The following is a 19,622-nucleotide window of genomic DNA, read 5'->3' on the forward strand; positions in this document are numbered from 1 at the left end:
CAGGGGTTCAGAAGGCGTTGACGCCGGTGAGCGCCCGCCCGATGAGTAGCTGCTGGATCTGGCTGGTGCCCTCGTAGAGGGTGGCGACGCGGGCGTCGCGCAGGTACTTGCCGACCGGGTACTCGTCGATGTAGCCGTACCCGCCGAAGACCTGGAGGGCGTCGTTGGCCGCGCGGACGGCGGCCTCGCTGGCGAACAGCTTGGCCATCGACGCCTCGGTGGCGAACGGCTGGCCCCGGTCGATCAGGTCGGCGACCTGCCAGACCAGCAGCCGCGCGGCGGCGGTGTCCACGGCGATACCGGCGAGCAGTTGCTGCACCAGCTGGTGCCCGGCGATCGGTTTCCCGAACTGGGTGCGCTGGCCGGCGTAGCCGACGGCGGCGTCGAGGCAGCCCTGGGCGATGCCGACGCAGCCGGCGGCGACCGACATCCGGCCCTTGGCCAGGGTCGCCAGCGCCAGCCGGAAGCCGGCGCCCGGCTCGCCGAGGCGGGCGGTGTCGGGCACCCGGACGCCGTCGAGGGCCAGTTCGGCGGTGGCCTGCCCGCGCAGGCCGAGCTTGCCGTGGATCTCCGACCGGGCGAGGCCGGGGCTGTCGGTCGGGACCAGGAAGGCGGTGATGCCGCGGTGGCCGGGGCCGCCGGTGCGGGCGAAGAGCAGCGCGACGTCGGCGGTGGTCCCGTTGGTGATGAACATCTTCCGGCCGGTGATCAGCCAGTCGTGGCCGTCGCGGACCGCGCGGGTGGTCAGCGCGGCGGCGTCCGAGCCGCTGTCCGGTTCGGTCAGCGCGAAGCAGCCCAGGGCGGTGCCGGAGCACAGGTCGGGCAGCCATCGGCCGCGCTGGTCCGGGCTGCCGTGGGCGGCGATCGACTTGGCGACCAGGCCGAGCGAGACCGACACGATACCGCGTACGGCGGAGTCGCCCCGGCCGAGTTCCTCCAGCACCAGGCAGTACGCGAGGTGGTCGCCACCGGATCCGCCGTCCTCCTCGCCGATGGTGAGACCGAGGAAGCCGACCTCGCCGAGCTTGCCGACGATGGCGGGGTCGACCGCCTCGCGCCGGTCCCAGTCGGCCGCGTGCGGCGTCACCTCGCGGTCGACGAAGTCGGCGGCGAGGCGACGGACCGCGGCCTGTTCGGCCGAGAGCTGAAGGTCCATGACCAGTAAACTAGCGGTGAAAGTTTTACGCTGTCCAGACCCGCGTGTGGCAAAGTTCCGTGCGGAGCACCCACCCCGAGGAGGACACCCATGCCCCGGCCGCGACAGGCGCTGCTCAGCCGGCAGCGGATCGTCGAGGCCGCCGCCACGTTGATCGACACCGACGGGCTGGAGGGTTTCTCCACCCGGCGGCTCGCCGCCACACTCGGGGTACGCGGGCCGTCGCTGTACAACCACTTCGGCACCAAGGACGCGATCCTCGACGCGGTGGCCGACAGCATCACCAGCCAGGTCGACATCTCCTACTTCGGGGAGGTCGACTGGCGCGAGGCGCTCCGCCGGTGGGGGCACTCCTACCGGGCGGCCCTCGCGGCGCACCCGAACATCGTGCCGCATCTCGCGCAGGGCCCCGGGCGGCGCCCGGCCGCGCTGGCCATGGCCGACGCCGTCTACGGCGGGCTGGTCAAGGCGGGTTGGCCACCGGCGCGGGCGACCCACATCGGCGCCATCATGCGCTACTTCGTGACGGGCTCGGCGCTGGGGTCGTTCGCCGGTGGCTTCGTCGAGGACCCCGGCCTCTACGCCGACCAGTACCCGCACCTGAGCCAGGCCCACCGCCTCGCCGAGCACCAGCAGCGCGTCGACGAGGGCGCGTTCACGCTGGGCCTGGACGCGCTGATCGACGGGTTGTCGCGCACCTACGAACGCGCGGTCGGCCCGCTGCCGCCCCTGCCGCAGACGGGCGAGGCGTACTAGAGTCCAAACTTGCACCGCTAGTTTTCGGCGAGGTGAGGGGCGTATGGAGTTCGCAAGGACCGACTTCTACCTCGACGGACGATGGGTCGCCGCCGGCGGCGGTTCGCCGTTGCCGGTGCACAACCCGACGACCGAGGAGGTCTTCGCGACGGTGCCCGCCGGCACCGCCGGGGACGTCGACCGCGCGGTGGTGGCCGCCCGCGCGGCGTTCGAGGGCTGGGCCGCGACCGACCCGGCCGACCGGGCCGCCCACCTCGACCGGCTGCACGCCGCGCTGACCGCCCGCGCCTACGACATCGCCCGCACCGTCGTCCTGGAACTCGGCACTCCACTCAAGGTGGCCACCCGGGTCCAGACCGGCCTGCCGCTGACCGTGCTGCGCAGCTACGTCGACCTCGCCGCCCGGCCACCGGCGCCGCAGACCCTGGGCAACTCCCTGGTGGTACGCGAACCCGTCGGCGTCATCGGCGCGATCACCCCGTGGAACTACCCGCTGCACCAGGTGATGGCCAAGGTTGCCGCCGCCCTCGCCGCCGGCTGCACCGTCGTGCTGAAACCCAGCGAGCTGACCCCGCTGACCGCGTACCTGCTCTTCGACGCCGTGCACGAGGCCGGACTGCCGCCGGGCGTGGTCAACCTCGTCACCGGCACCGGTCCGGTGGTCGGCGAGGCGATCGCCAGCCACTCCGACGTGGACCTGGTCTCGTTCACCGGATCCACCGCCACCGGGCGGCGGATCGCGCACCTCACCGCCGACCGGATCGCCCGGGTGGCGCTCGAACTGGGCGGCAAGTCGGCCAACGTGATCCTCGACGACGCCGACCTGGCCACCGCGGTCAAGGTGGGCGTCGGCAACGCCTTCCTCAACTCCGGGCAGACCTGCACAGCGTGGACCCGCATGCTGGTGCACCGTGCCCGCTACGACGAGGCCCTCGACCTGGTCGCCAAGGCCACCGAGAGCTACCGGGTCGGCGACCCGCTCGACCCCGACACCCGCCTCGGACCGCTCGTCTCCGCGTCTCAGCGGGACCGGGTACGCGAGCACATCGCCCGAGGGCTGGCCGACGGCGGCCGGCTGGTCGCCGGTGGACCCGACGCCCCGGTACCGCAGCAGGGCTGGTTCGTCGCCCCGACGGTGATCGCCGACGTCGACCCGGACAGCGCGCTGGCCCAGGAGGAGGTCTTCGGGCCGGTCCTCGCGGTCATCCCGGTCGACGACGACGACCACGCGGTGGCGGTGGCGAACAACTCCCGGTACGGCCTGGCCGGCGCGGTCTTCTCCGGCGACGAGGACCGGGCGCTGCGGGTCGCCCGGCGACTGCGCACCGGCGCCGTCGACATCAACGGCGCACAGTTCAACCCGGTGGCACCGTTCGGCGGCTACAAACAGTCCGGCCTCGGGCGCGAGTTGGGCCTGCACGGGCTGGAGGAGTTCTGCGAAGTGAAGGCGATCCAGCGATGAGGGGCCTGGTCGCCCGCGCCGCCGGCACGCCACCCCGGATCGAGAGCGTCGAACCGCCCGCCACCGGCCCCGGGCAGGTGCGGGTGCAGATCCGGGCGGCCGGCGTCTGCCACTCCGACCTGTCCATGATCGACGGCACCCTGGCCGCGCCGTACCCACTGCTGCTCGGTCACGAGGCCACCGGCGTGGTGGCCGAGGTCGGCGACGGCGTCGACCGGGTCGCGGCCGGTGACCACGTCGTGCTCAACTGGGCGCCGGCCTGCCGCCACTGCTGGTACTGCAATCACGGCGAACCCTGGCTGTGCGAGCACGGCGGCGCACCGGCCGCCGCGCGCGGACACACCATCGGTGGCGAGCCGCTCTACGTCACGCTCGGCCTCGGCGCCCTCGCCGAGCAGGTGGTGGTGCCGCAGGAGGCCGTGGTGGGCGTACCCGCCGAACTCTCCTTCCCCGACGCGGCGCTGCTCGGCTGCGCCGTGCTCACCGGCGTCGGCGCGATCCGCCGCACCGCCGGGGTCCGTCCCGGCGACTCGGTCGCCGTCATCGGCATCGGCGGCGTCGGCCTGTCGGCGGTGGCCGCCGCCCGCGCGGCCGGCGCCACCACCGTCATCGCCGTCGACGTCTCACCCGCCAAGGCCGACCTGGCCGCCGCCGCCGGGGCCACCGACTTCCTGCTGGCCGACGACACCCTCCACCGCGCGGTGCGGGCCCGCAGCGGCGGACGCGGCGTCGACCACGCACTGGAGTGCGTCGGGCGTGCCAGCACCATCCGCGCCGCCTGGCGCGCCGCCCGCCGGGGCGGGCAGGTCATCGTGGTCGGCATGGGCGGCCGGGACGACATCGTCGGTCTCAGCGCCCTGGACATCTTCCACTCCGCACGCACGCTGCGCTCCTCCGTGTACGGCTCCTCCGACCCGGACCGGGACGTGCCCGAACTGGCCCGGGCGGTGCTGGACGGCACGCTCGACCTCGGCTTCCTGGTCACCGACCGGGCCACCCTGGACGACGCACCGGAGGCCCTGGACCGGATGGCCCGGGGCGAGGGCGCCCGCACAGTGGTCCTGCTCGACTGACCCGCCCTCCACAGCATTTCGCTCAGCGAGCAGCCTCACAGGTTGCTGCACCGCCGCTGTAATTCCGCCGGCTGTCTCTGGTCCAGCCGATGAAGCGGCAGTGCAGCGCGCCGGCCGGTGCCCAGGGCATGTCCTCGGCGGCCCGGACGAGGTAGGCGCCGAGGTAGAGAGCCAGGGACACTGGCGCACCGGCGTACTCCGCGCGCAGTTCCCATGGAGCCGATGCCGGGCCACCACCCACGTAAGCGGCCTGGCGCCATCTGGCGGCCCACCGGGCTACCGAGATGCCCGCTCCGTCGTCACCTCCCTCGCCAACCAGGGAGATCCCGAACCACTACGCGACTCCATCGCTCGCGCGCACCCCGACGACGCCTGCCAACGCGCAGACCTCAACTACTCCGCCTACTGGGTCGGCGAGATCCCCCACCGCCAGCCCGACGACTCCTTGATGCCCGCCACATCACCGAATGGCGCGGCACTCGGCTTCTGCGGCACCTGGTCGAACGCCTCAACGCCGACCATCCGTTCATCGACCTCAACATCCACAACCTATGGGCACTGCTCACCGCCCGACGCGGACTCGCCTACGACCATCCTGGCACCGGACAACGACCTCGCCGCCCAGGCCGTAGCGATCCTCGACAGCGACCGGATCTCGACACAGTCCCGCCAGGAACTAACCTCGATCGTCTACAGCCTGCGAACAGAGGGCATCACCGGCACAGGGACGGACAGATGAGCGAGGACCAGCACGCCGCCACGATGAGGTACATCTTCGAGGCCGGCGTCCTCAAACGCGCCGCCCGTACCGGCTGGTGGTTCGCCGGAGTCAAGCACCCCGAATCCATCGCCGAACACTCACACCGCACCGCCCTGATCGGCATGATGCTCGCCGCCATGGAAGGAGCCGACCCCGCCCGGGTCACCATGCTCTGCGTGCTGCACGACACCCAGGAAACCCGCACCACCGACCTGCCCCACATCGCCAAGCGCTACCTCACCGTCGCCCCCAACACCGCCATCACCGCAGACCAGGTCGCCGACTGCCCACCCACCGTCACCGACCTCATCACCGCCGCCGTCACCGAGTACGAAACCGGCGAAACCCTCGAAGCCGTCGTCGCCCGCGACGCCGACAAACTCGAATGCCTCGTCCAAGCCGTCGAATACCGCCACCAGGGAATCGACAACGTCCAGCGCTGGATCGACAGCAGCCGCGCCGCACTCAAGACCGCCTCCGCACACCACCTCGCCGACGCGGCACTCACCAGCCAACCCCTCGCCTGGCTCGCACCCCCGCCGGCCCCGGCGAGCTGACCTCTCGCCTGTAAGTTCCGGGCGCACCGTCGGCAGTACGGTCAGCGCGTGACGCCCTTCCTCAAGTGGACCACGACCAAGATCGACAACGGGATTCATGCCGGCGAGGTACCTATCTTCCCGGATGTATTGCCGGGCTGGCGGCTACAGCGAGAGTGGCAGGCAACGGTACGTGCCTTGAGGGCCGGTGGGTGTCCTTGAGGACGGCAGACGGCGAGTTCTTCCGTGAGTATCCGGCGACGATGAATGGTTGCGGCAACCATCGCTTTCACCTTCGCTGGCGGAGTGTCAGCGGGGTGCCCGTGCGGTTCGCCTGCGGGACCGTTGCCAGCGAGATCGACTCGTCCGTCGCCGGGTCAGGCGCTCTATCGGGTGCCTGACCTGGCGTTTCTTCTGGCCCTGCTGGTCGCTGACGGTCAACGTTGGTCGGCGTCTGAGACCCTGCGAGCCGGTCAGATGAAGTCTCATCCGAGGTCATCCGGCCTGCTGAGGGCCGCCGGAGTCGGGTGTGGCTCGATCGGTTGCCGTACTCCGCTGCTGTACTTCACTAACCGCGTGAAGGACGTTGCGGGCGACGGTTGCCACGGGGCAGTCCGGAGTGCGGCAAGCGCAGCAGTGGCTGTCCGGCCCGGGTCGGTGCTGTCGGGGGGCCGTTCGGGCGGTGAGGATCAGTCGGTTGCGGATCTGGGCCAGGGACAGGAACGGTGCCGTCACCGGTCAGCCCACCCCGAGGGTGACGGCGAGCTGCGTGACCGTGGTCGGGGCGCGCGGGTCACGGGCGAGCTCGGCGAGTGCCTCGCGGGCGGCGGGCCGGTGTCGGATCTCGGCAGGTGCGGTGTGCTCGGCCTCGATCAGCACCCGGGCGGCGTTGGTCGGATCGTCGGCGTGTAGGTACGCACGCGCGGCGTCGAGCAGGTGAGCGGCGCGGTGTTCGGGGGGTAGCCACCGCCATCCGGGCCGCTTGGTGGCCTTGTTGTGCCAGGCGATCGCAGCACGGGTGTCGCCGGATTCGGCGGCTACGGCGGTGCGGGCCAGGTCGACGGCGGTGGGTCCGAACCCGGTGCGGTGATAGTCGTGCCCGTCACCTATGCGCTCGGCCATGCTGGCGGCCTCGTCGATCAGCTCGGTGGCGGCGGGCTCGTTTCCGTGCTGTGCTGCTGCCAGGGCGGCTTGGATAAGCAGAGTTCCGCACAGGGACAGCGCCGTCGGTGTGCCGTACTCGATCACGGTCGGGGCGATCCGGTACGCGGCGGCGAGCATCGCCGATTTCGCCGCCCGTGCCCGCCCCGACGCGCGCAACACCTGACCCAGCTGCACTGCTGCGGCAGCCACCAGCTCCCGGTCACCGGTGGCGGCGAGCATCGCCCGGTCGGTGGCCAGCCACGCCAGCTCGGCGTCGCCGAGCTTGACCAGCAGGGCGGCGATGATCCGGTACGCCTCCACCAACGGCACCCGACCCATCACCGGGGCGTGGGCATGGGTGCCCTGCGCATTGCTGAGCAGGTCCGGTGCCAGGTCGATCACCTGCTGGTAGCGGGCGTACTGAAACGTCGTCCACGCATGCCCCACCTCCCGCAGCATCCGGTCCACGGACAACACCGGCCGCCGACCCGCCGGCCTGCCCAGCGGAATGTCGTACCGCGACAGCGACGCCCTGATCCGGTCGACGCCCTCGACACGACCCCTCGTCTCAATCTGCTCGGCGTCCCGGCCGAGCAGGACGGCGGTGTCGATGCGCAACACGGTCGCGATCTCCTGGAGCGTGGACAGCTTGTCCAGCGACCGGACGCCACGTTCGACCTTGTCGACCCAGCTCTTCGACTTGCCCAGCCGATCAGCGAGCAGCTGCTGCGACAACTTCCGCCGACCCCGCCAGTACGCCACCCGCCGCCCGACCGGCAACAGCTCAAGGCTGTCCACGACGCCACCGCCGGTCCGGTATCGCCCGGGTCGTCTCCTCCGCCGGGATCCGATCCGCCTCAGCCTCGGCGAGAAGCCGCCGCTTGGCCGCTTCCCGCTCGGCTGCCTGGACCTGCTCGCCCCGGCTGACCCCCGGCTCGCCGCCATCACCCTGCATCCCCACCTCCGTCAGCAGAAGCGCACCGGCAAGCCGGCCGTCGCAGGTCCACAGTGACGTCCGGGTGTCACCGACCGCGACGGCACAAAGCCCGACATCTAGGCCACATTGCTGGCGACATAAAGGCGACACAGCGCTATCGTGTCGGGCATGAACGCCCCCAACACCGCCCTGCGCGCCGTCCGCACCGGAATGCGCATGAGCCAGGACGACTTCGCCCGCGCGCTCCAGGCCGCCGGCCACCGCGTGGGCGAGCCCAACGACGCCAACAAGAGACTCGTCCAGCGATGGGAATCCGGCACGATCACCGCACCGCGACCCGTCTACGCCCGCGCCCTGGAGGTCGTCACCGGCCTACCCATCTCGCTGCTCGGCTTCGCCGCAGTGCCCGGCGAGCAGATCGCCGATGACCAGCACGGTGGCCACGACCTGACATCCCCCATGTCCAACCTGGCCACCCCGACGCAGGCGTCCAGGCAATCCACGGTCCACAGGTCATATGAGGACGTGTGGCTCAGCCGCTACCAGTACTACTCCAGCGGCCGGGGAGACTCCTTCGCCGGGCAGCACTTCGTGGTCGTGCTTCAGCACGGCGACCGGCTGACCGCGCGCAGCCTGCCTGGCTCGGCGACATCGTCGCTGTCGCTCGATCTGACCGTGGACGGCGCTGTCGTCACCGGCACGTGGGTCGAGCAGACCGACTCGGCCGGCTACTACCGGGGCGCCCGCTATCACGGCGCAATCCAACTCCTGGCCGAGCCCACGGGTCGACGGATGGCCGGGAAATGGGTCGGGTTCGGCAAGGACATGGAGGTCAACACCGGGCCGTGGGAACTCATCTTCCGCGACGCCTCGACATCCAAGGCGACGCTCGATCGGTACAACACGTCGGCGGAATAGCATCCGGCTCACCCCGCCACCGCGTCGCGTTCGGCGGCGTCGATGTTGGCGTCGGTGACCTGGCGCATGCCGAACAGCAGGGTCAACACCACCAGACCCATGATGGCGAAGACCGCGCGGAGGCCGAACAACTCGGCCAGCAGACCGCCGGCAAGCGCGCCCACCGGCATGCTGCCCCAGGCGAGCAGGCGGTAGCTGCTGTTGACCCGGCCGAGCAGGCGGTCCGGGGTGATCCGCTGGCGCAGGGATATCGTGATCACGTTCCAGGCGGCGAGCAGGATCCCGCCGCCGAAGAAGACCGCGCCGAGCACGAACGGGTTGGTGCTCAGCGCGGGCGCGCCGACGACCGCCGCCATGGCGAGCACGGACACGCCGAGCGCGCGGGCCCGGCCGAGGCGGCCCTCGATCCATCCTGCGGCCAGCGAGCCGAGCACGATGCCGGCGGCCACGGTGGTCAGGAAGATCCCGTAACCGGGCTCGGTGAGCCCGATCGCGGAATCCGGCCCGACCGCGTAGAGCACCAGCACCGCGAACATGGCGTTGGTGGTGAAGTTGCCGACGCCGACCATTGTCGCGAGGGTTCGCAGCAGCCGGTGCCGCCACAGGAAGCCCAGACCTTCGGTGATGTCGGCACGCAGCGTGCTCGGCGCGTCCCGCGGGACCCGGAACCGGCCGCCGACCAGCAGCAGCAGCACCGCGACCGCGACCGCCCAGAGCCCGGCCGGGCCGGCCAGGGCGACGGCCGCGCCGGCGGCCACCAGGAAGCCTGCCAGCGGCGGGCCGATGAACTGGTTCGCGGCCAACTCGACGGCGCTCAACTGCCCGTTGGCACGGGGCAGCGACTCGCGTGGCACCAGCTGCGGCAGGATCGACTGGGCGGACGTGTCGTAGAGGGTCTCGGCGACGCCGACCCCGAACGCCACCACGTAGAGCAGCCAGATCGACCCGGCGTCGAGCGCCACCGCCACCGCCAGGGCGCCGAACAGCGTCGCCCGGAGGGTGTTGGCGGCGAGCATCACCCGCCGCCGGTCCAGCCGGTCGACGAGCGCGCCGGCCGGCAATGCGAACAGCAGCCACGGCAGGCTGAACGCCGCCGCCACCCCGGCCACCAGCACCGGCGAGGTGGTGTAGCCGATGGCGACCAGCGGCAGCGCGATCTTGACAATTCCGTCGGCGAGGTTCGACACCGCCGACGCCGACCAGAGCCGCCAGAATCTGCCGCCCAGCCCGCCCGGCTCGGGGCGGGAGTCCGCCACCGGATCCGTACGCAATGGTTCGTCGACCCCCGTCATGGGGTCGAGGATGGCAGAAACCCCGTTGCGGGCCAAGAAACAGATCGGAGAGGCTTTCACTCAGTGAAATCGTGGGTCCCCTGACCCGGGCCCGCCACGGGACCATCCGACCACCGTCGTCCCGAGGAGGTCCGGTCGCATGGAGTTCGCCCGCAACCAGTGGTACGTGACGGCCTACGGCAACGAGGTCGGGCGGGATCTGCTCGCCCGCACGGTGCTGGGTGAGCCGCTGGTGCTCTACCGCACCGAGTCGGGGGTGGCGACGGTCCTCGCCGACCGGTGTGTGCACCGCCGCTACCCGCTGTCGGAGAGCCGGCTCGACGGCGACAAGATCGTGTGCGGCTATCACGGCTTCACCTACGACCAGACCGGCGCCTGCGTCTTCGTGCCGGGCCAGCAACGCATCCCGCGGACCGCGCGGGTCGCCGCGTACCCGGTGGTGGAGCAGGATTCGCTCATCTGGGTGTGGATCGGCGACGCCGACCGCGCCGACCCGACCACAATCCCCCGCGCGCCCTGGCTGGACGATCCGCGGTACACCGTGGTCCGCGGGATGGCGCCGCTGAACGCGCGATACGGCCTGCTGGTGGACAACCTGATGGATCTGTCCCACGAGACCTACCTGCACGGTGGCTACATCGGCACGCCCGAGGTGGCGAACACGCCGATCACCACCGAGGTCGACGACGAGCGCGGCGTCGTCTACGTCAGCCGGCACATGGACGACGCCGAGTGCCCGCCGTTCTACGCGAAGTCGACCGGCATCCAGGGCCGGATCACCCGCTGGCAGGACATCGAGTACCACCCGCCCTGCCTGTACCTGCTGCACAGCCGGATCGCGCCGCAGGGCGTCTACCCGCCGGCCGAGGGCGAGGACAGCGACGCCTTCCACGCCGAGATCGTGTACGCGATCACCCCGTCGACCGAGCACACCACCTACGACTTCTGGGCGGTGGCCCGCGACTTCGCCGTGGACGACGAGTCGGTCAGCGAGTACCTGCACCAGAGCAACCACACGGTGGTCATGCAGGACGTGACGGCGCTGAACATCCTGGAGCAGGTGATCGCGTCCGAGCCGGACAGGTACCAGGAACTCAGCATCAACATCGACACCGGCGGGCTGGCCGCCCGACGCCTGCTCGCGCGGCTGGTCGAGGCGGGGACGGTCGGTGCGTCGGGGACGGTGGGAGCGCCACGATGACCGCGCCGGCCCGCATGCTCACCGGCGACCGGGTCTACCGGATCCACTGGATGCCGGGCACCGACACCCTGCGCGGGATCTGCCACTGCGGCGCCGAGAGCAGCGCCGAGGAGCCCGTGGAGCTGTGGGAGTGGCTGCTGGCCCACCCGCGTGGCCACCACGTGTCAGCGGTGGTCCCGCCGGCACCGCAGCCCCCGGCCCGCACCTCGGCGCCGGCATGAGCGGCGACGAGCTGGCCGGCACGGAGCTGGTGGTCGCCGCCCGGGACGAGGTGGCCACCAACGTCGTCGTGTTGACCCTGCGCCGCCCCGGCGGCGGAGACCTGCCCGGCTGGACGCCGGGCGCGCACGTCGGTCTGGAGCTGGACCCCGACCTGGTGCGCCAGTACTCGCTCTGCGGTGACCCGGCGGACCGATCCGCGCTGCACGTCGCCGTGCAGCTCGAACCGGGCGGGCGCGGCGGCTCCCGCCACGTGCACGAGCGCCTCACGCCCGGCACCGCCGTCCGGGTGCGCGGGCCACGGAACAACTTCCGGCTGGTCGCGGCGCAGCGGTACCTCTTCATCGCCGGTGGCATCGGCATCACCCCGATCAGGCCGATGGTCGCCGCGGCCGACCTCGCCGGGGCCGACTGGCGGCTGGTGTACGGCGGACGCAGCCGCGCCACCATGGCGTTCGCCGCCGCGCTGCGGGCCAGGTACGGCGACCGCGTCAGCCTGTGTCCGCAGGACGAGACCGGGTTGCTGGACCTGGACGGGTTGCTGCACCGGCCGCCCGACGGGCTCGTCTACTGCTGCGGCCCGGAGGCCCTGATCGACGCGGTGCAGCAGCGCTGCCGGGCGTGGCCGCCGGGCCGGCTGCACGTCGAGCGGTTCGCCCCGGTCGCCGCCGATGCGGGTGTCGAGGCGGCCGTCGAGGCCGCCGTCGAGGTGGAACTCACGCTCTCCGGTCGGATGGTCACCGTGCCACCGGGCACGCCGATCCTGCGGGCGGTGGAGGAGGCCGGCGTGCAGGTGCTCTCCTCGTGCCGCGAAGGCACCTGCGGCACCTGCGAGACGACGGTGCTGGCCGGCGTGCCGGACCACCGCGACAGCCTGCTCACCGAGGAGGAGCGGGCGGCGGGCGACACCATGCTGATCTGCGTCTCCCGGGCCCGCACGCCCCGGCTCACGCTGGAGCTGTGAGCGGCTGACCGGGTGCGATGATGGCCGGGTGCGCGCCCAACCCGGACGGTCGGTCACGAGCAAGGTGCTGGCGCTGCTGGACGCGTTCAGCCCGGCCGACCCGGCGCTGACCCTGAGCGAGCTGGCCCGCCGGGCCGGGTTGCCGTTGCCGACCGCGCACCGGCGGGTCGCGGAGCTGGTCGCGTGGGGGGCGCTGGAGCGGGGCGACGACGCGCGGTACCGGATCGGCCTGCGGCTCTGGGAGGTGGGCTCGCTCGCCCCGCGGGGCCTGGGGCTGCGCGAGCTGGCCCTGCCGGTGATGGAAGACCTGTACGAGGTCACCCACGAGAACGTTCAGCTCGCCGTCCGGCAGGACCTGGAACTCGTCTTCATCGAACGGATCGCCGGCCGGCACGCGGTGCCGGTGCTGACCCGCGTCGGTGGCCGCTTCGCGCTGCACGCCACCGGCGTCGGGCTGGTCCTGCTCGCCTACGCCCCCGCCGACGTCCAGGAGCAGGTCCTGGCCGCTCCGCTGGAGCGCTACACCGAGCTGACAATCGTCGACGCCCGGCGGTTGCGTCGCGGCCTCGCCGAGGTGCGTCACACCGGGTACGCGATCAGCGACCGGCAGGTCACGATGGACGCCCTCTCGGTGGCCGCGCCGATCCACGGCCCGGACGGCGTCGTGGCCGCGATCTCGCTGGTGGTCGCGCACGACCGGGCGGACCCGGTGGCGTTGGCACCGCTGGTGCAGGCCGCCGGCCGGGTCATCTCCCGGGCTCTCGGCGCGCCGTACGGCCGGGTCGTGACCGGGCCGGGTGCGGCCGTCACCGCCACGTCATGAGACGCAGTAACGTATCCGGGTGTCCGTCGTCCGTCCCGCCTCACCGCCGGCTCGTCCCCGCTCGCACGAGGGCGGGTCACGGTGGTGACGAACGATGGCCGGCGGGAGCAGCACCCCGGGTCGCCGGCCGATCGCTCGTCGGCGGCGGTCGGGCGGGCGCGGGCCCAGCGACTGCTGGTGACGCTGCTCGGCGACCACTGGCACGCCGGCCGGTCCCCACTGCCCTCCGGAGGTCTGGTCGCGGTGCTGGCCGAGTTCGGCATCGCGCCGGCCAACGCACGCGCGACGCTCAGCCGGTTGACCCAGCGGGGGCTGCTCCAGCGGAGCAAGGAGGGCCGGCGGACCAGCTACCGGCTGACCGAGCCGGCGTGGCAGACCCTCCAGCGTGGCGCCCGGCGCATCTTCGCCGCGACCGACGAGGACGCCTGGGACGGCAGCTGGACGCTTATCGCGTTCACCTCGCCCCTGGACGACGCGAACCAGCGCCGGCTGCTCCGGGCCCGGTTGCGCTGGTTGACGTTCTGGCCGCTGTACGACGGGACCTGGGTGACGCCGCACGACCGGTTCGACGAGGTGCGTGAACAGCTGAGCGAACTCGGCGTCACCGACGCGGTGCTGCTGCGCGCCACCGACCTGGAACTGTTGCCCAGCGGCAGGGCGCGGCTCGAGGCCGCGTGGCGCATCGACGAGGTCGCCGCCGGCTACCAGACGTTCCTGCGGCGCTACCGGGACGTGGCCGGCAGGGCCGCCGCCGGTCGGGTGGGGCCGGTGGAGGCGCTCGTCCAGCGCACCGAGCTGGTCAACGACTGGCGTGCCCTGGTGGGCGACGATCCCGACCTGCCGGTCAAGTTCCTGCCCCCGTCGTTCCCGCGTGCCGAGGCGCGGGTGTTGTTCCTGGGCACCTCCGAGGCGTTGTCCCGGCCGGCCCAGCTTCGTTTCGAGGCACTCGTCCGGACACCCGACGAGGCCTGAGGCCGGCCGCGCCCGGCGGTGCCCCACACCGCCCTGATCGAGGGGACGACCCGGGCCGATCCGCCGTCCGTCGACACCGCCCGGCTCCGTCGTACGTGGATACTCCGCCGTACATGGATACATTGCAAAGTCATTGACGTGCGATCAGATTTCGCATTATGTTTTCCGCACGCATGTGACCAGGAGGTCCAGCCGTCCGTCCCCGGCTGAAAGGGGTCCTGTCGTGCACTTCCGTCGATTCGAGGAGAGAACCAGGCAACGATCTTCGAGGGTGGCGCTGGCCGCGTTCGTCGTAGCGGCACTCGTCGCTGGCCCCACCGCGCCGGCCATCGCCACACCGGGCGCCCGGCACGGCACCGACCGTACGTTCGCCGTGGAGGTCCTCTCCGGCCGAGCGGACACGATCAGTGGTGGTGACGCGCTGGTGCGCGTCCGCGTGCCCCGCAACGTCTCCCCGCACCGGGTGAAGATCCGGGTCGGCGGCCGGGACGTCACCGCCACGTTCCACCCCCGGGGAGACAAGCGGACGCTGCTCGGCCTCGTGGACGGGCTGGCGTTGGGCCGCAACCTGCTCGAGATCCGCGCCAACGGGCACGGCCACGGGCACGGCCACGGCCACGGCCACGGCCGCCCCCGGGCCGCGCTGACGTTGGTCAACCACCCCGCCGAGGGGCCGGTGTTCTCCGGGCCCCACATCCCGCTCTTCTGCACCGCGTCGGGCAACCCCTGGCAGCTGGGCCCGGTCGACGAGAACTGCCACGTGGCGCAGCCGCAGGTGACCTACCAGTACCGCACCACCGCCGGCGGCTTCGCGACCCTGCCCGACGGCCCGCCGCCGGGCGACCTCGCCACCACCACGACCACCGACGGCAGGGCGGTCCCGTACGTCGTGCGGATCGAGCGCGGCACCATCAACCGGGCGGTGTACGAGATCGCCCTGCTCCACGAGCCGGGCACCGCGGTTCCCGACCCGTGGACGGCGACCTCCGGCTGGAACGACCGGCTGGTCTACACCTTCGGCGGCGCCTGCGGCATCGGGCACACCCAGGCCACCAGCACCGGTGGCGTGCTGAACGACACCCTGCTGAGCCGGGGCTACGCGGTGGCCAGCGCGACGTTCAACGTCTTCGCCAACAACTGCAACGACGTCACCTCCGCCGAGACCGCCATGATGGTCAAGGAGCACTTCGTCGAGGCGTACGGCGCGCCCGACTTCACCATGGGCTGGGGCGGCTCGGCCGGCACCATGCAGCAACTGCTGATCGCCAACGCCTACCCCGGCATCCTGGACGGCGTCATCGGCCAGATCGGCTATCCCGACGAGCGCTCGGTGACGCTCACCGGCCACGAGTGCCGCTTCATCTCGCAGGCCGCCACCGCCGCCGGGCTGTCGACCGCCCAACGGACCGCCGTGACCGGGTTCGCCAGCCCGAACACCTGCTTCGGCTACCAGTTCTTCGACAGCGTCGACTGGCCCGCCACCTGCCCGAACCACATCCCGGCGGCCCTGCGCTACCACCCGGACAGCAACCCGGGCGGCATCCGCTGCGCCATGGCGGACTTCGTCTCCAACGTGTACGGCGTCGACCCGGCCACCGGTGCCGGGCGCCCGATCATCCCGGACACCGTCGGCGTGCAGTACGGCCTGCGGACGCTCGAGGCGGGCGTCATCAGCCCCGAGCAGTTCGTGACCCTGAACGAGGGCATCGGCGGCCTGGACGTCGACGGCAACCGCACGCCGGAGCGCACCTCGGCGAACGTCGGCGCGATCAGGACCGCGTACGCGACCGGCCGCATCAACCAGTTCGACGGTGGTCTGCGCTGGACACCCGTCATCGAGACGCGCAACTACACCGACCCCACCGGCGACTTCCACGACCGGTTCCGGTCGTGGACCATGCGCGAGCGGCTGCTGAAGGCCAACCGACGCGCCGACAACCACGTCAGCATCACCAGCCCGTCCGGGGCCGCCGCCGCGGCGACCCAGGTACGCGCGCTGGCCGACATGGACGCCTGGCTGACCGCCCGGGCCGAGTTGGCGGCGGCCCGCCCGCACCTGCCCGCCGTCGAACTCACCCGGCGATCCCGGCCGGCCGGACTGGCCGACGGCTGTGTCGCACCCAGCGGCGAGCAGATCGTGGAGAGGCTGACGCTCGACCCGACCGCCCGATGCAACCAACTCTTCCCGTACCACCGCAACCCGCGGGTGGTCGCGGGTGGACCGACCAGCTCCGACGTGGTCAAGTGCAAGGTGCGACGGCTGGACCGGTCACGCTACGACGCCACCTTCACCGACGAGCAGTGGCAGCGCCTGCGGGCGGTCTTCCCGGCCGGTGTCTGTGACTGGTCGAGGCCCGGGGTCGCCCAGGTGCCGCTCGCGGACACCTGGATCCGCTTCTGACCGCCACACCCGTCATCGATGCCCGGGACCGGGCGGCGTCACCACGGCGCCGCCCGGTCGCGGTGCCCGGCGATGCGGGTCGGCCCCGGGTCGACGTCCGGCCGCGGCCCGGTGGTCATACTGGCCCCGTGCGACCGGATCAGGTGGGAAAGGCCAGCAGCCGCAGCAACTGCGCCAGCCGCTCGTGGTCCGCGGGCGTCACGGCGGCCAGCAGCCCGAGTTCCACGGCGCGCGCGGACTCCTGGGCGCGGGCGAAGAGCGCCCGACCCGCGTCGGTCGCGACCAGGACGTTGGCGCGCCGATCGGCCGGGTCGGTGCGCCGCTCGACCAGCCCGCGCCGCTCAAGGTCGTCGATGAGCGCGACGACCTGGCTCGGATCGAGCCGCAGGAACTCGGCGAGCTCCCGCTGCGTGGGGTGGGCGTCCTCGGCGGCCAGCGCGAGCACGGAGTAGGACCGGGCCTTGAGCCCGTGGGCGGCGAGGGCGGCGTTCGCCGCTGCGAGCGTGAGCGCGTTGGCCCGGGCGAGCAGGAAGCTCAGGTCCCCGCCGAGCACGCTGTCCCGCAGGCCGTCCGTTCCGGCCGGCCGGATCTTCTCGGTAGGGGGCATGGCGACGATGGTAGCAAGCTTCACAAATAATTGACATTTTCAACGGTCTGTGCTGCGATCGGCTTCGACGCGAAGGAGTTCCCATGTCCCTGGACGACAAAGTCGCCATCGTCACCGGATCTGGACGCGGTCTCGGCCTCGCCTACGCGCAGGAGCTGGCCCGGCGGGGCGCGTCCGTCGTGGTGAACGACGTCGACGAGGAGGCCGCCAGCGAGGCCGTCGCGGCCATCCAGGCGCTCGGCGGCAAGGCCGTGGCGGTGGTCGCCCCGGTCGGCCCGACCGCGACCGCGAAGCAGCTCGTCGGCACGGCGGTCGAGACCTTCGGCCGGCTCGACATGCTCGTCACCAACGCCGGCGTGCTGCGCGACACGGTGTTGTGGAAGATGAGCGACGAGGACTTCGACACCGTCATCGACGTGCATCTGCGCGGCACCTTCACCACGGTCCGCGAAGCGGTGCTGCACATGCGGCAGGCCGGCGAGGGCGGGCGGATCGTCTGCATCGGCTCCCCCACCGGTCAGCGGGGCAACTTCGGCCAGACCAACTACGCCGCCGCCAAGGCCGGCATCGTCGGCATGGTGCGCACCTGGGCGATCGAGCTCAAGCGCGCCGGCATCACCGCCAACGCCGTCGTCCCGGTCGCCGCGACCGCGATGACCGCCACCGTCCCCTACTTCGCCGCCGCCGTGACGGCCGAGGCAAAGGGTGAGCCGGTGCCGACGTTCTTCCGGCACGACCTCGGGTTCGGCACCGCCGAGGACGTCGCCGGGCTCATCGCGTTCCTCGGCTCCGACTCGGCCGCGACGGTGACCGGGCAGGTGATCGGGGTCGGCGGCGACCGGATCCAGATCTGGACCCATCCGGAGGCCGCGCTCAGCGCGTACCGGGCGGGCGGCTGGAGCTACGACGCGCTGGTCGAGGCGTGGTCGACGGAGTTCGGCGGTGCGTTGCAGAGTGTCGGCGAGCGCTTCCCGGAACTCCCCGAGGAGTTCTCCTCCACCACCGCCTCCTGACCCGCTGACGAAGGTTCCGACCATGTACCAGCCCGCGATCGATCCCGACGCCGTCACCGCGATCGACATGCACGTGCACATCGAGGTCGACGACGACGGCCACGCCTCGCTGCCCGCCCCGCTCGTGGAGGCGGCGTCGAAGTACTTCCGGACGGACGGGCCACGGCCGGCGGTCGACGCGGTGGCGCGGTACTACCGGGAACGCCGGATGGCCGCCGTCGTGTTCACCGTGGACGCCCGCACGCAACTGGACCACCGTCCGTTGTCGAGCGTCGACATCGCCCGCGCGGCGTCCGAGCACGCCGACGCGCTCATCCCCTTCGGCTCGGTCGATCCGCGCTGCGGCGAGGCGGCACTGGAACTCGCCGCCCGGCTCATCGAGGACGAGGGCGTACGCGGCTTCAAGTTCCACCCCACGGTGCAGGGTTTCGACCCGAGCCGTGAGGAGTACGCGCCGCTGTGGGGTCTGCTCGAGAAGGCCGGCGTTCCTGCCCTGTTCCACACCGGCCAGACCGGCATCGGTGCGGGGCTGCCGGGAGGCTACGGCTTCCGGCTCGGGCTGTCGAACCCGATGCTGCTCGACCCGATCGCCGCGGAGTTCCCGCAGTTGCAGATCATCATGGCGCACCCGTCGGTGCCCTGGCAGGACGAGGCGTTGTCGGTGGCGACGCACAAGCACAACACCTGGATCGATCTGTCCGGCTGGAGCCCGAAGTACTTCCCCGCGTCGCTGGTGCGCCACGCCAACTCGATGCTGAAGCGCCGGGTGCTCTTCGGCACCGACTTCCCCCTGCTCACCCCGGATCGTTGGCTGCGCGACGTGGCCGGCACCGAGCTCAAGCCCGACGTGCTTCCTGGCATCCTGAAGGACAACGCCGCCCGGCTGCTGAAACTGGCCCGAAAGGAAGGTCCATGACGACCACCATCGCGTACGACCAGCTCGCTGGCCTCGCCGGCACCGACCTCGGTCACACCGAGTACCGGACGGTCACCCAGGAACAGGTGAACCTCTTTGCCGACGCCACCGACGACCACCAGTGGATCCACGTCGACCCGGCGCGGGCCAAGGACGGCCCGTTCGGTGCGCCGATCGCCCACGGCTTCCTCACCCTCTCGCTCGCGGTTCCCTTCTGGACGGAGCTGCTCGAGGTGAAGGGCGTGTCGACGAAGGTCAACTACGGCCTCGACAAGGTGCGCTTCCCGGCCCCGGTCAAGGTCGGGTCCCGGGTGCGCATGCGGGCGACCATCGCCGAGGTCACCGAGGTCCGCGGCGGCTTCCAGATCGTCGTCGACCAGACGATCGAGGTCGACGGCGAGGCCAAGCCGGCGGTCGTCGCCCGCGGCCTCTACCGCTTCTACGCCTGAGCGGGGCGCCAGCGGGCGCACCAC

20 protein-coding genes and 1 pseudogene are annotated in these 19,622 nt (G+C 71.9%); 15 read left to right on the forward strand and 6 right to left on the reverse strand.

The window, feature by feature from the left end; genetic code table 11:
• Positions 1-7 precede the first annotated feature (7 nt).
• The gene (locus tag KIF24_RS14945) at positions 8-1,156 is read right to left on the reverse strand and encodes an acyl-CoA dehydrogenase family protein (protein WP_221084545.1); all 1,149 of its coding nucleotides are present in this window, start codon (positions 1,154-1,156) and stop codon (positions 8-10) included.
• 90 nt (positions 1,157-1,246) lie between these two features.
• Between KIF24_RS14945 and KIF24_RS14950 the strand changes: the two genes are divergently transcribed.
• Genes KIF24_RS14950 through KIF24_RS14960 form a run of 3 tightly spaced genes read left to right on the forward strand, consistent with a single transcriptional unit; the run spans position 1,247 to position 4,447 of the window.
• Positions 1,247-1,912: a TetR/AcrR family transcriptional regulator gene (locus tag KIF24_RS14950; RefSeq protein WP_221084546.1), complete on the forward strand. Its 666-nt coding sequence runs from the start codon at positions 1,247-1,249 to the stop codon at positions 1,910-1,912.
• 43 nt (positions 1,913-1,955) lie between these two features.
• The gene (locus KIF24_RS14955) at positions 1,956-3,374 is read left to right on the forward strand and encodes an aldehyde dehydrogenase family protein (RefSeq protein WP_221084547.1); all 1,419 of its coding nucleotides are present in this window, start codon (positions 1,956-1,958) and stop codon (positions 3,372-3,374) included.
• On the forward strand, positions 3,371-4,447 hold the full coding sequence (locus KIF24_RS14960) for an alcohol dehydrogenase catalytic domain-containing protein (RefSeq protein WP_221084548.1): 1,077 nt from the start codon (positions 3,371-3,373) through the stop codon (positions 4,445-4,447). The genes KIF24_RS14955 and KIF24_RS14960 overlap by 4 nt, the downstream gene beginning before the upstream one ends.
• Before the next feature lie 22 nt (positions 4,448-4,469).
• Here the strand turns inward: KIF24_RS14960 and KIF24_RS32905 are convergent, their stop codons facing one another.
• Complete coding sequence (locus KIF24_RS32905) at positions 4,470-4,688, reverse strand: hypothetical protein (protein ID WP_407939923.1); 219 nt, start codon at positions 4,686-4,688, stop codon at positions 4,470-4,472.
• 30 nt (positions 4,689-4,718) lie between these two features.
• Here KIF24_RS32905 and KIF24_RS14965 point away from each other — a divergent pair.
• Both KIF24_RS14965 and KIF24_RS14970 read left to right on the forward strand, forming a co-directional pair.
• Positions 4,719-5,186, forward strand: a pseudogene (locus KIF24_RS14965) (transcriptional regulator); the annotation flags it as partial.
• Entirely contained in the window at positions 5,183-5,764 is a 582-nt protein-coding gene (locus KIF24_RS14970; RefSeq protein WP_221084549.1) for an HD domain-containing protein, read from the forward strand. The pseudogene KIF24_RS14965 and the gene KIF24_RS14970, both read left to right, overlap by 4 nt.
• 717 nt (positions 5,765-6,481) lie before the next feature.
• Here KIF24_RS14970 and KIF24_RS14975 read toward each other — a convergent pair.
• Complete coding sequence (locus KIF24_RS14975) at positions 6,482-7,684, reverse strand: helix-turn-helix domain-containing protein (RefSeq protein ID WP_331461138.1); 1,203 nt, start codon at positions 7,682-7,684, stop codon at positions 6,482-6,484.
• Positions 7,671-7,841: a hypothetical protein gene (locus KIF24_RS32910; protein ID WP_230415621.1), complete on the reverse strand. Its 171-nt coding sequence runs from the start codon at positions 7,839-7,841 to the stop codon at positions 7,671-7,673. Before KIF24_RS32910 ends, KIF24_RS14975 begins: the two co-directional genes overlap by 14 nt.
• Before the next feature lie 150 nt (positions 7,842-7,991).
• Between KIF24_RS32910 and KIF24_RS14980 the strand changes: the two genes are divergently transcribed.
• Positions 7,992-8,741, forward strand: a complete 750-nt coding sequence (locus KIF24_RS14980; RefSeq protein WP_221084551.1) for a helix-turn-helix domain-containing protein — start codon at positions 7,992-7,994, stop codon at positions 8,739-8,741.
• An 8-nt stretch (positions 8,742-8,749) separates the two neighbouring features.
• On the opposite strand, the gene KIF24_RS14985 is transcribed toward KIF24_RS14980, so the two are convergent.
• On the reverse strand, positions 8,750-10,033 hold the full coding sequence (locus KIF24_RS14985; RefSeq protein WP_221084552.1) for an MFS transporter: 1,284 nt from the start codon (positions 10,031-10,033) through the stop codon (positions 8,750-8,752).
• Between the two features lie 139 nt (positions 10,034-10,172).
• Here KIF24_RS14985 and KIF24_RS14990 point away from each other — a divergent pair, with 139 nt between their 5' ends.
• From KIF24_RS14990 to KIF24_RS15015, 6 genes are all read left to right on the forward strand, one after another.
• Positions 10,173-11,234 carry an aromatic ring-hydroxylating dioxygenase subunit alpha gene (locus tag KIF24_RS14990; protein WP_221084553.1) on the forward strand — a complete coding sequence of 354 codons (1,062 nt, stop codon included), beginning with the start codon at positions 10,173-10,175 and terminating at the stop codon, positions 11,232-11,234.
• Positions 11,231-11,455, forward strand: a complete 225-nt coding sequence (locus KIF24_RS14995) for a hypothetical protein (RefSeq protein WP_221084554.1) — start codon at positions 11,231-11,233, stop codon at positions 11,453-11,455. The genes KIF24_RS14990 and KIF24_RS14995 overlap by 4 nt, the downstream gene beginning before the upstream one ends.
• Positions 11,452-12,417, forward strand: coding sequence for a PDR/VanB family oxidoreductase (locus KIF24_RS15000; protein WP_230415623.1), 966 nt, complete (start codon positions 11,452-11,454; stop codon positions 12,415-12,417). Before KIF24_RS14995 ends, KIF24_RS15000 begins: the two co-directional genes overlap by 4 nt.
• A gap of 28 nt (positions 12,418-12,445) precedes the next feature.
• Complete coding sequence (locus tag KIF24_RS15005; protein ID WP_221084555.1) at positions 12,446-13,240, forward strand: IclR family transcriptional regulator; 795 nt, start codon at positions 12,446-12,448, stop codon at positions 13,238-13,240.
• 84 nt (positions 13,241-13,324) lie between these two features.
• Positions 13,325-14,212 carry a PaaX family transcriptional regulator gene (locus KIF24_RS15010; protein WP_221084556.1) on the forward strand — a complete coding sequence of 296 codons (888 nt, stop codon included), beginning with the start codon at positions 13,325-13,327 and terminating at the stop codon, positions 14,210-14,212.
• Between the two features lie 223 nt (positions 14,213-14,435).
• Positions 14,436-16,613, forward strand: a complete 2,178-nt coding sequence (locus KIF24_RS15015) for a DUF6351 family protein (protein ID WP_221084557.1) — start codon at positions 14,436-14,438, stop codon at positions 16,611-16,613.
• 139 nt (positions 16,614-16,752) lie between these two features.
• Here the strand turns inward: KIF24_RS15015 and KIF24_RS15020 are convergent, their stop codons facing one another.
• Positions 16,753-17,220, reverse strand: coding sequence for a MarR family winged helix-turn-helix transcriptional regulator (locus KIF24_RS15020; RefSeq protein WP_221084558.1), 468 nt, complete (start codon positions 17,218-17,220; stop codon positions 16,753-16,755).
• An 83-nt stretch (positions 17,221-17,303) separates the two neighbouring features.
• On the opposite strand from KIF24_RS15020, the gene KIF24_RS15025 reads away from it, so the two are divergent.
• Genes KIF24_RS15025 through KIF24_RS15035 form a run of 3 tightly spaced genes read left to right on the forward strand, consistent with a single transcriptional unit; the run spans position 17,304 to position 19,598 of the window.
• A complete protein-coding gene (locus KIF24_RS15025) occupies positions 17,304-18,233 on the forward strand; it encodes an SDR family oxidoreductase (protein WP_221084559.1) in 930 nt (309 codons plus the stop codon).
• A 22-nt stretch (positions 18,234-18,255) separates the two neighbouring features.
• Complete coding sequence (locus tag KIF24_RS15030) at positions 18,256-19,149, forward strand: amidohydrolase family protein (RefSeq protein ID WP_221084560.1); 894 nt, start codon at positions 18,256-18,258, stop codon at positions 19,147-19,149.
• A complete protein-coding gene (locus KIF24_RS15035) occupies positions 19,146-19,598 on the forward strand; it encodes a MaoC family dehydratase (RefSeq protein ID WP_221084561.1) in 453 nt (150 codons plus the stop codon). Before KIF24_RS15030 ends, KIF24_RS15035 begins: the two co-directional genes overlap by 4 nt.
• Positions 19,599-19,622: the final 24 nt, after the last annotated feature.

The organism is Micromonospora tarapacensis, from assembly GCF_019697375.1.
In the GTDB taxonomy this organism is placed as follows: domain Bacteria; phylum Actinomycetota; class Actinomycetes; order Mycobacteriales; family Micromonosporaceae; genus Micromonospora; species Micromonospora tarapacensis.

Excerpts from the sequence above, each read along its gene's own strand:
- KIF24_RS14945 (WP_221084545.1), bottom strand. The coding sequence starts at position 1,156 with ATGGACCTTCAGCTCTCGGCCGAACAGGCCGCGGTCCGTCGCCTCGCC.
- KIF24_RS14950 (WP_221084546.1), top strand. The coding sequence starts at position 1,247 with ATGCCCCGGCCGCGACAGGCGCTGCTCAGCCGGCAGCGGATCGTCGAG.
- KIF24_RS14955 (WP_221084547.1), top strand. The coding sequence starts at position 1,956 with ATGGAGTTCGCAAGGACCGACTTCTACCTCGACGGACGATGGGTCGCC.
- KIF24_RS14960 (WP_221084548.1), top strand. The coding sequence starts at position 3,371 with ATGAGGGGCCTGGTCGCCCGCGCCGCCGGCACGCCACCCCGGATCGAG.
- KIF24_RS14970 (WP_221084549.1), top strand. The coding sequence starts at position 5,183 with ATGAGCGAGGACCAGCACGCCGCCACGATGAGGTACATCTTCGAGGCC.
- KIF24_RS32910 (WP_230415621.1), bottom strand. The coding sequence starts at position 7,841 with ATGCAGGGTGATGGCGGCGAGCCGGGGGTCAGCCGGGGCGAGCAGGTC.
- KIF24_RS14980 (WP_221084551.1), top strand. The coding sequence starts at position 7,992 with ATGAACGCCCCCAACACCGCCCTGCGCGCCGTCCGCACCGGAATGCGC.
- KIF24_RS14985 (WP_221084552.1), bottom strand. The coding sequence starts at position 10,033 with ATGACGGGGGTCGACGAACCATTGCGTACGGATCCGGTGGCGGACTCC.
- KIF24_RS14990 (WP_221084553.1), top strand. The coding sequence starts at position 10,173 with ATGGAGTTCGCCCGCAACCAGTGGTACGTGACGGCCTACGGCAACGAG.
- KIF24_RS14995 (WP_221084554.1), top strand. The coding sequence starts at position 11,231 with ATGACCGCGCCGGCCCGCATGCTCACCGGCGACCGGGTCTACCGGATC.
- KIF24_RS15000 (WP_230415623.1), top strand. The coding sequence starts at position 11,452 with ATGAGCGGCGACGAGCTGGCCGGCACGGAGCTGGTGGTCGCCGCCCGG.
- KIF24_RS15020 (WP_221084558.1), bottom strand. The coding sequence starts at position 17,220 with ATGCCCCCTACCGAGAAGATCCGGCCGGCCGGAACGGACGGCCTGCGG.
- KIF24_RS15025 (WP_221084559.1), top strand. The coding sequence starts at position 17,304 with ATGTCCCTGGACGACAAAGTCGCCATCGTCACCGGATCTGGACGCGGT.
- KIF24_RS15030 (WP_221084560.1), top strand. The coding sequence starts at position 18,256 with ATGTACCAGCCCGCGATCGATCCCGACGCCGTCACCGCGATCGACATG.
- KIF24_RS15035 (WP_221084561.1), top strand. The coding sequence starts at position 19,146 with ATGACGACCACCATCGCGTACGACCAGCTCGCTGGCCTCGCCGGCACC.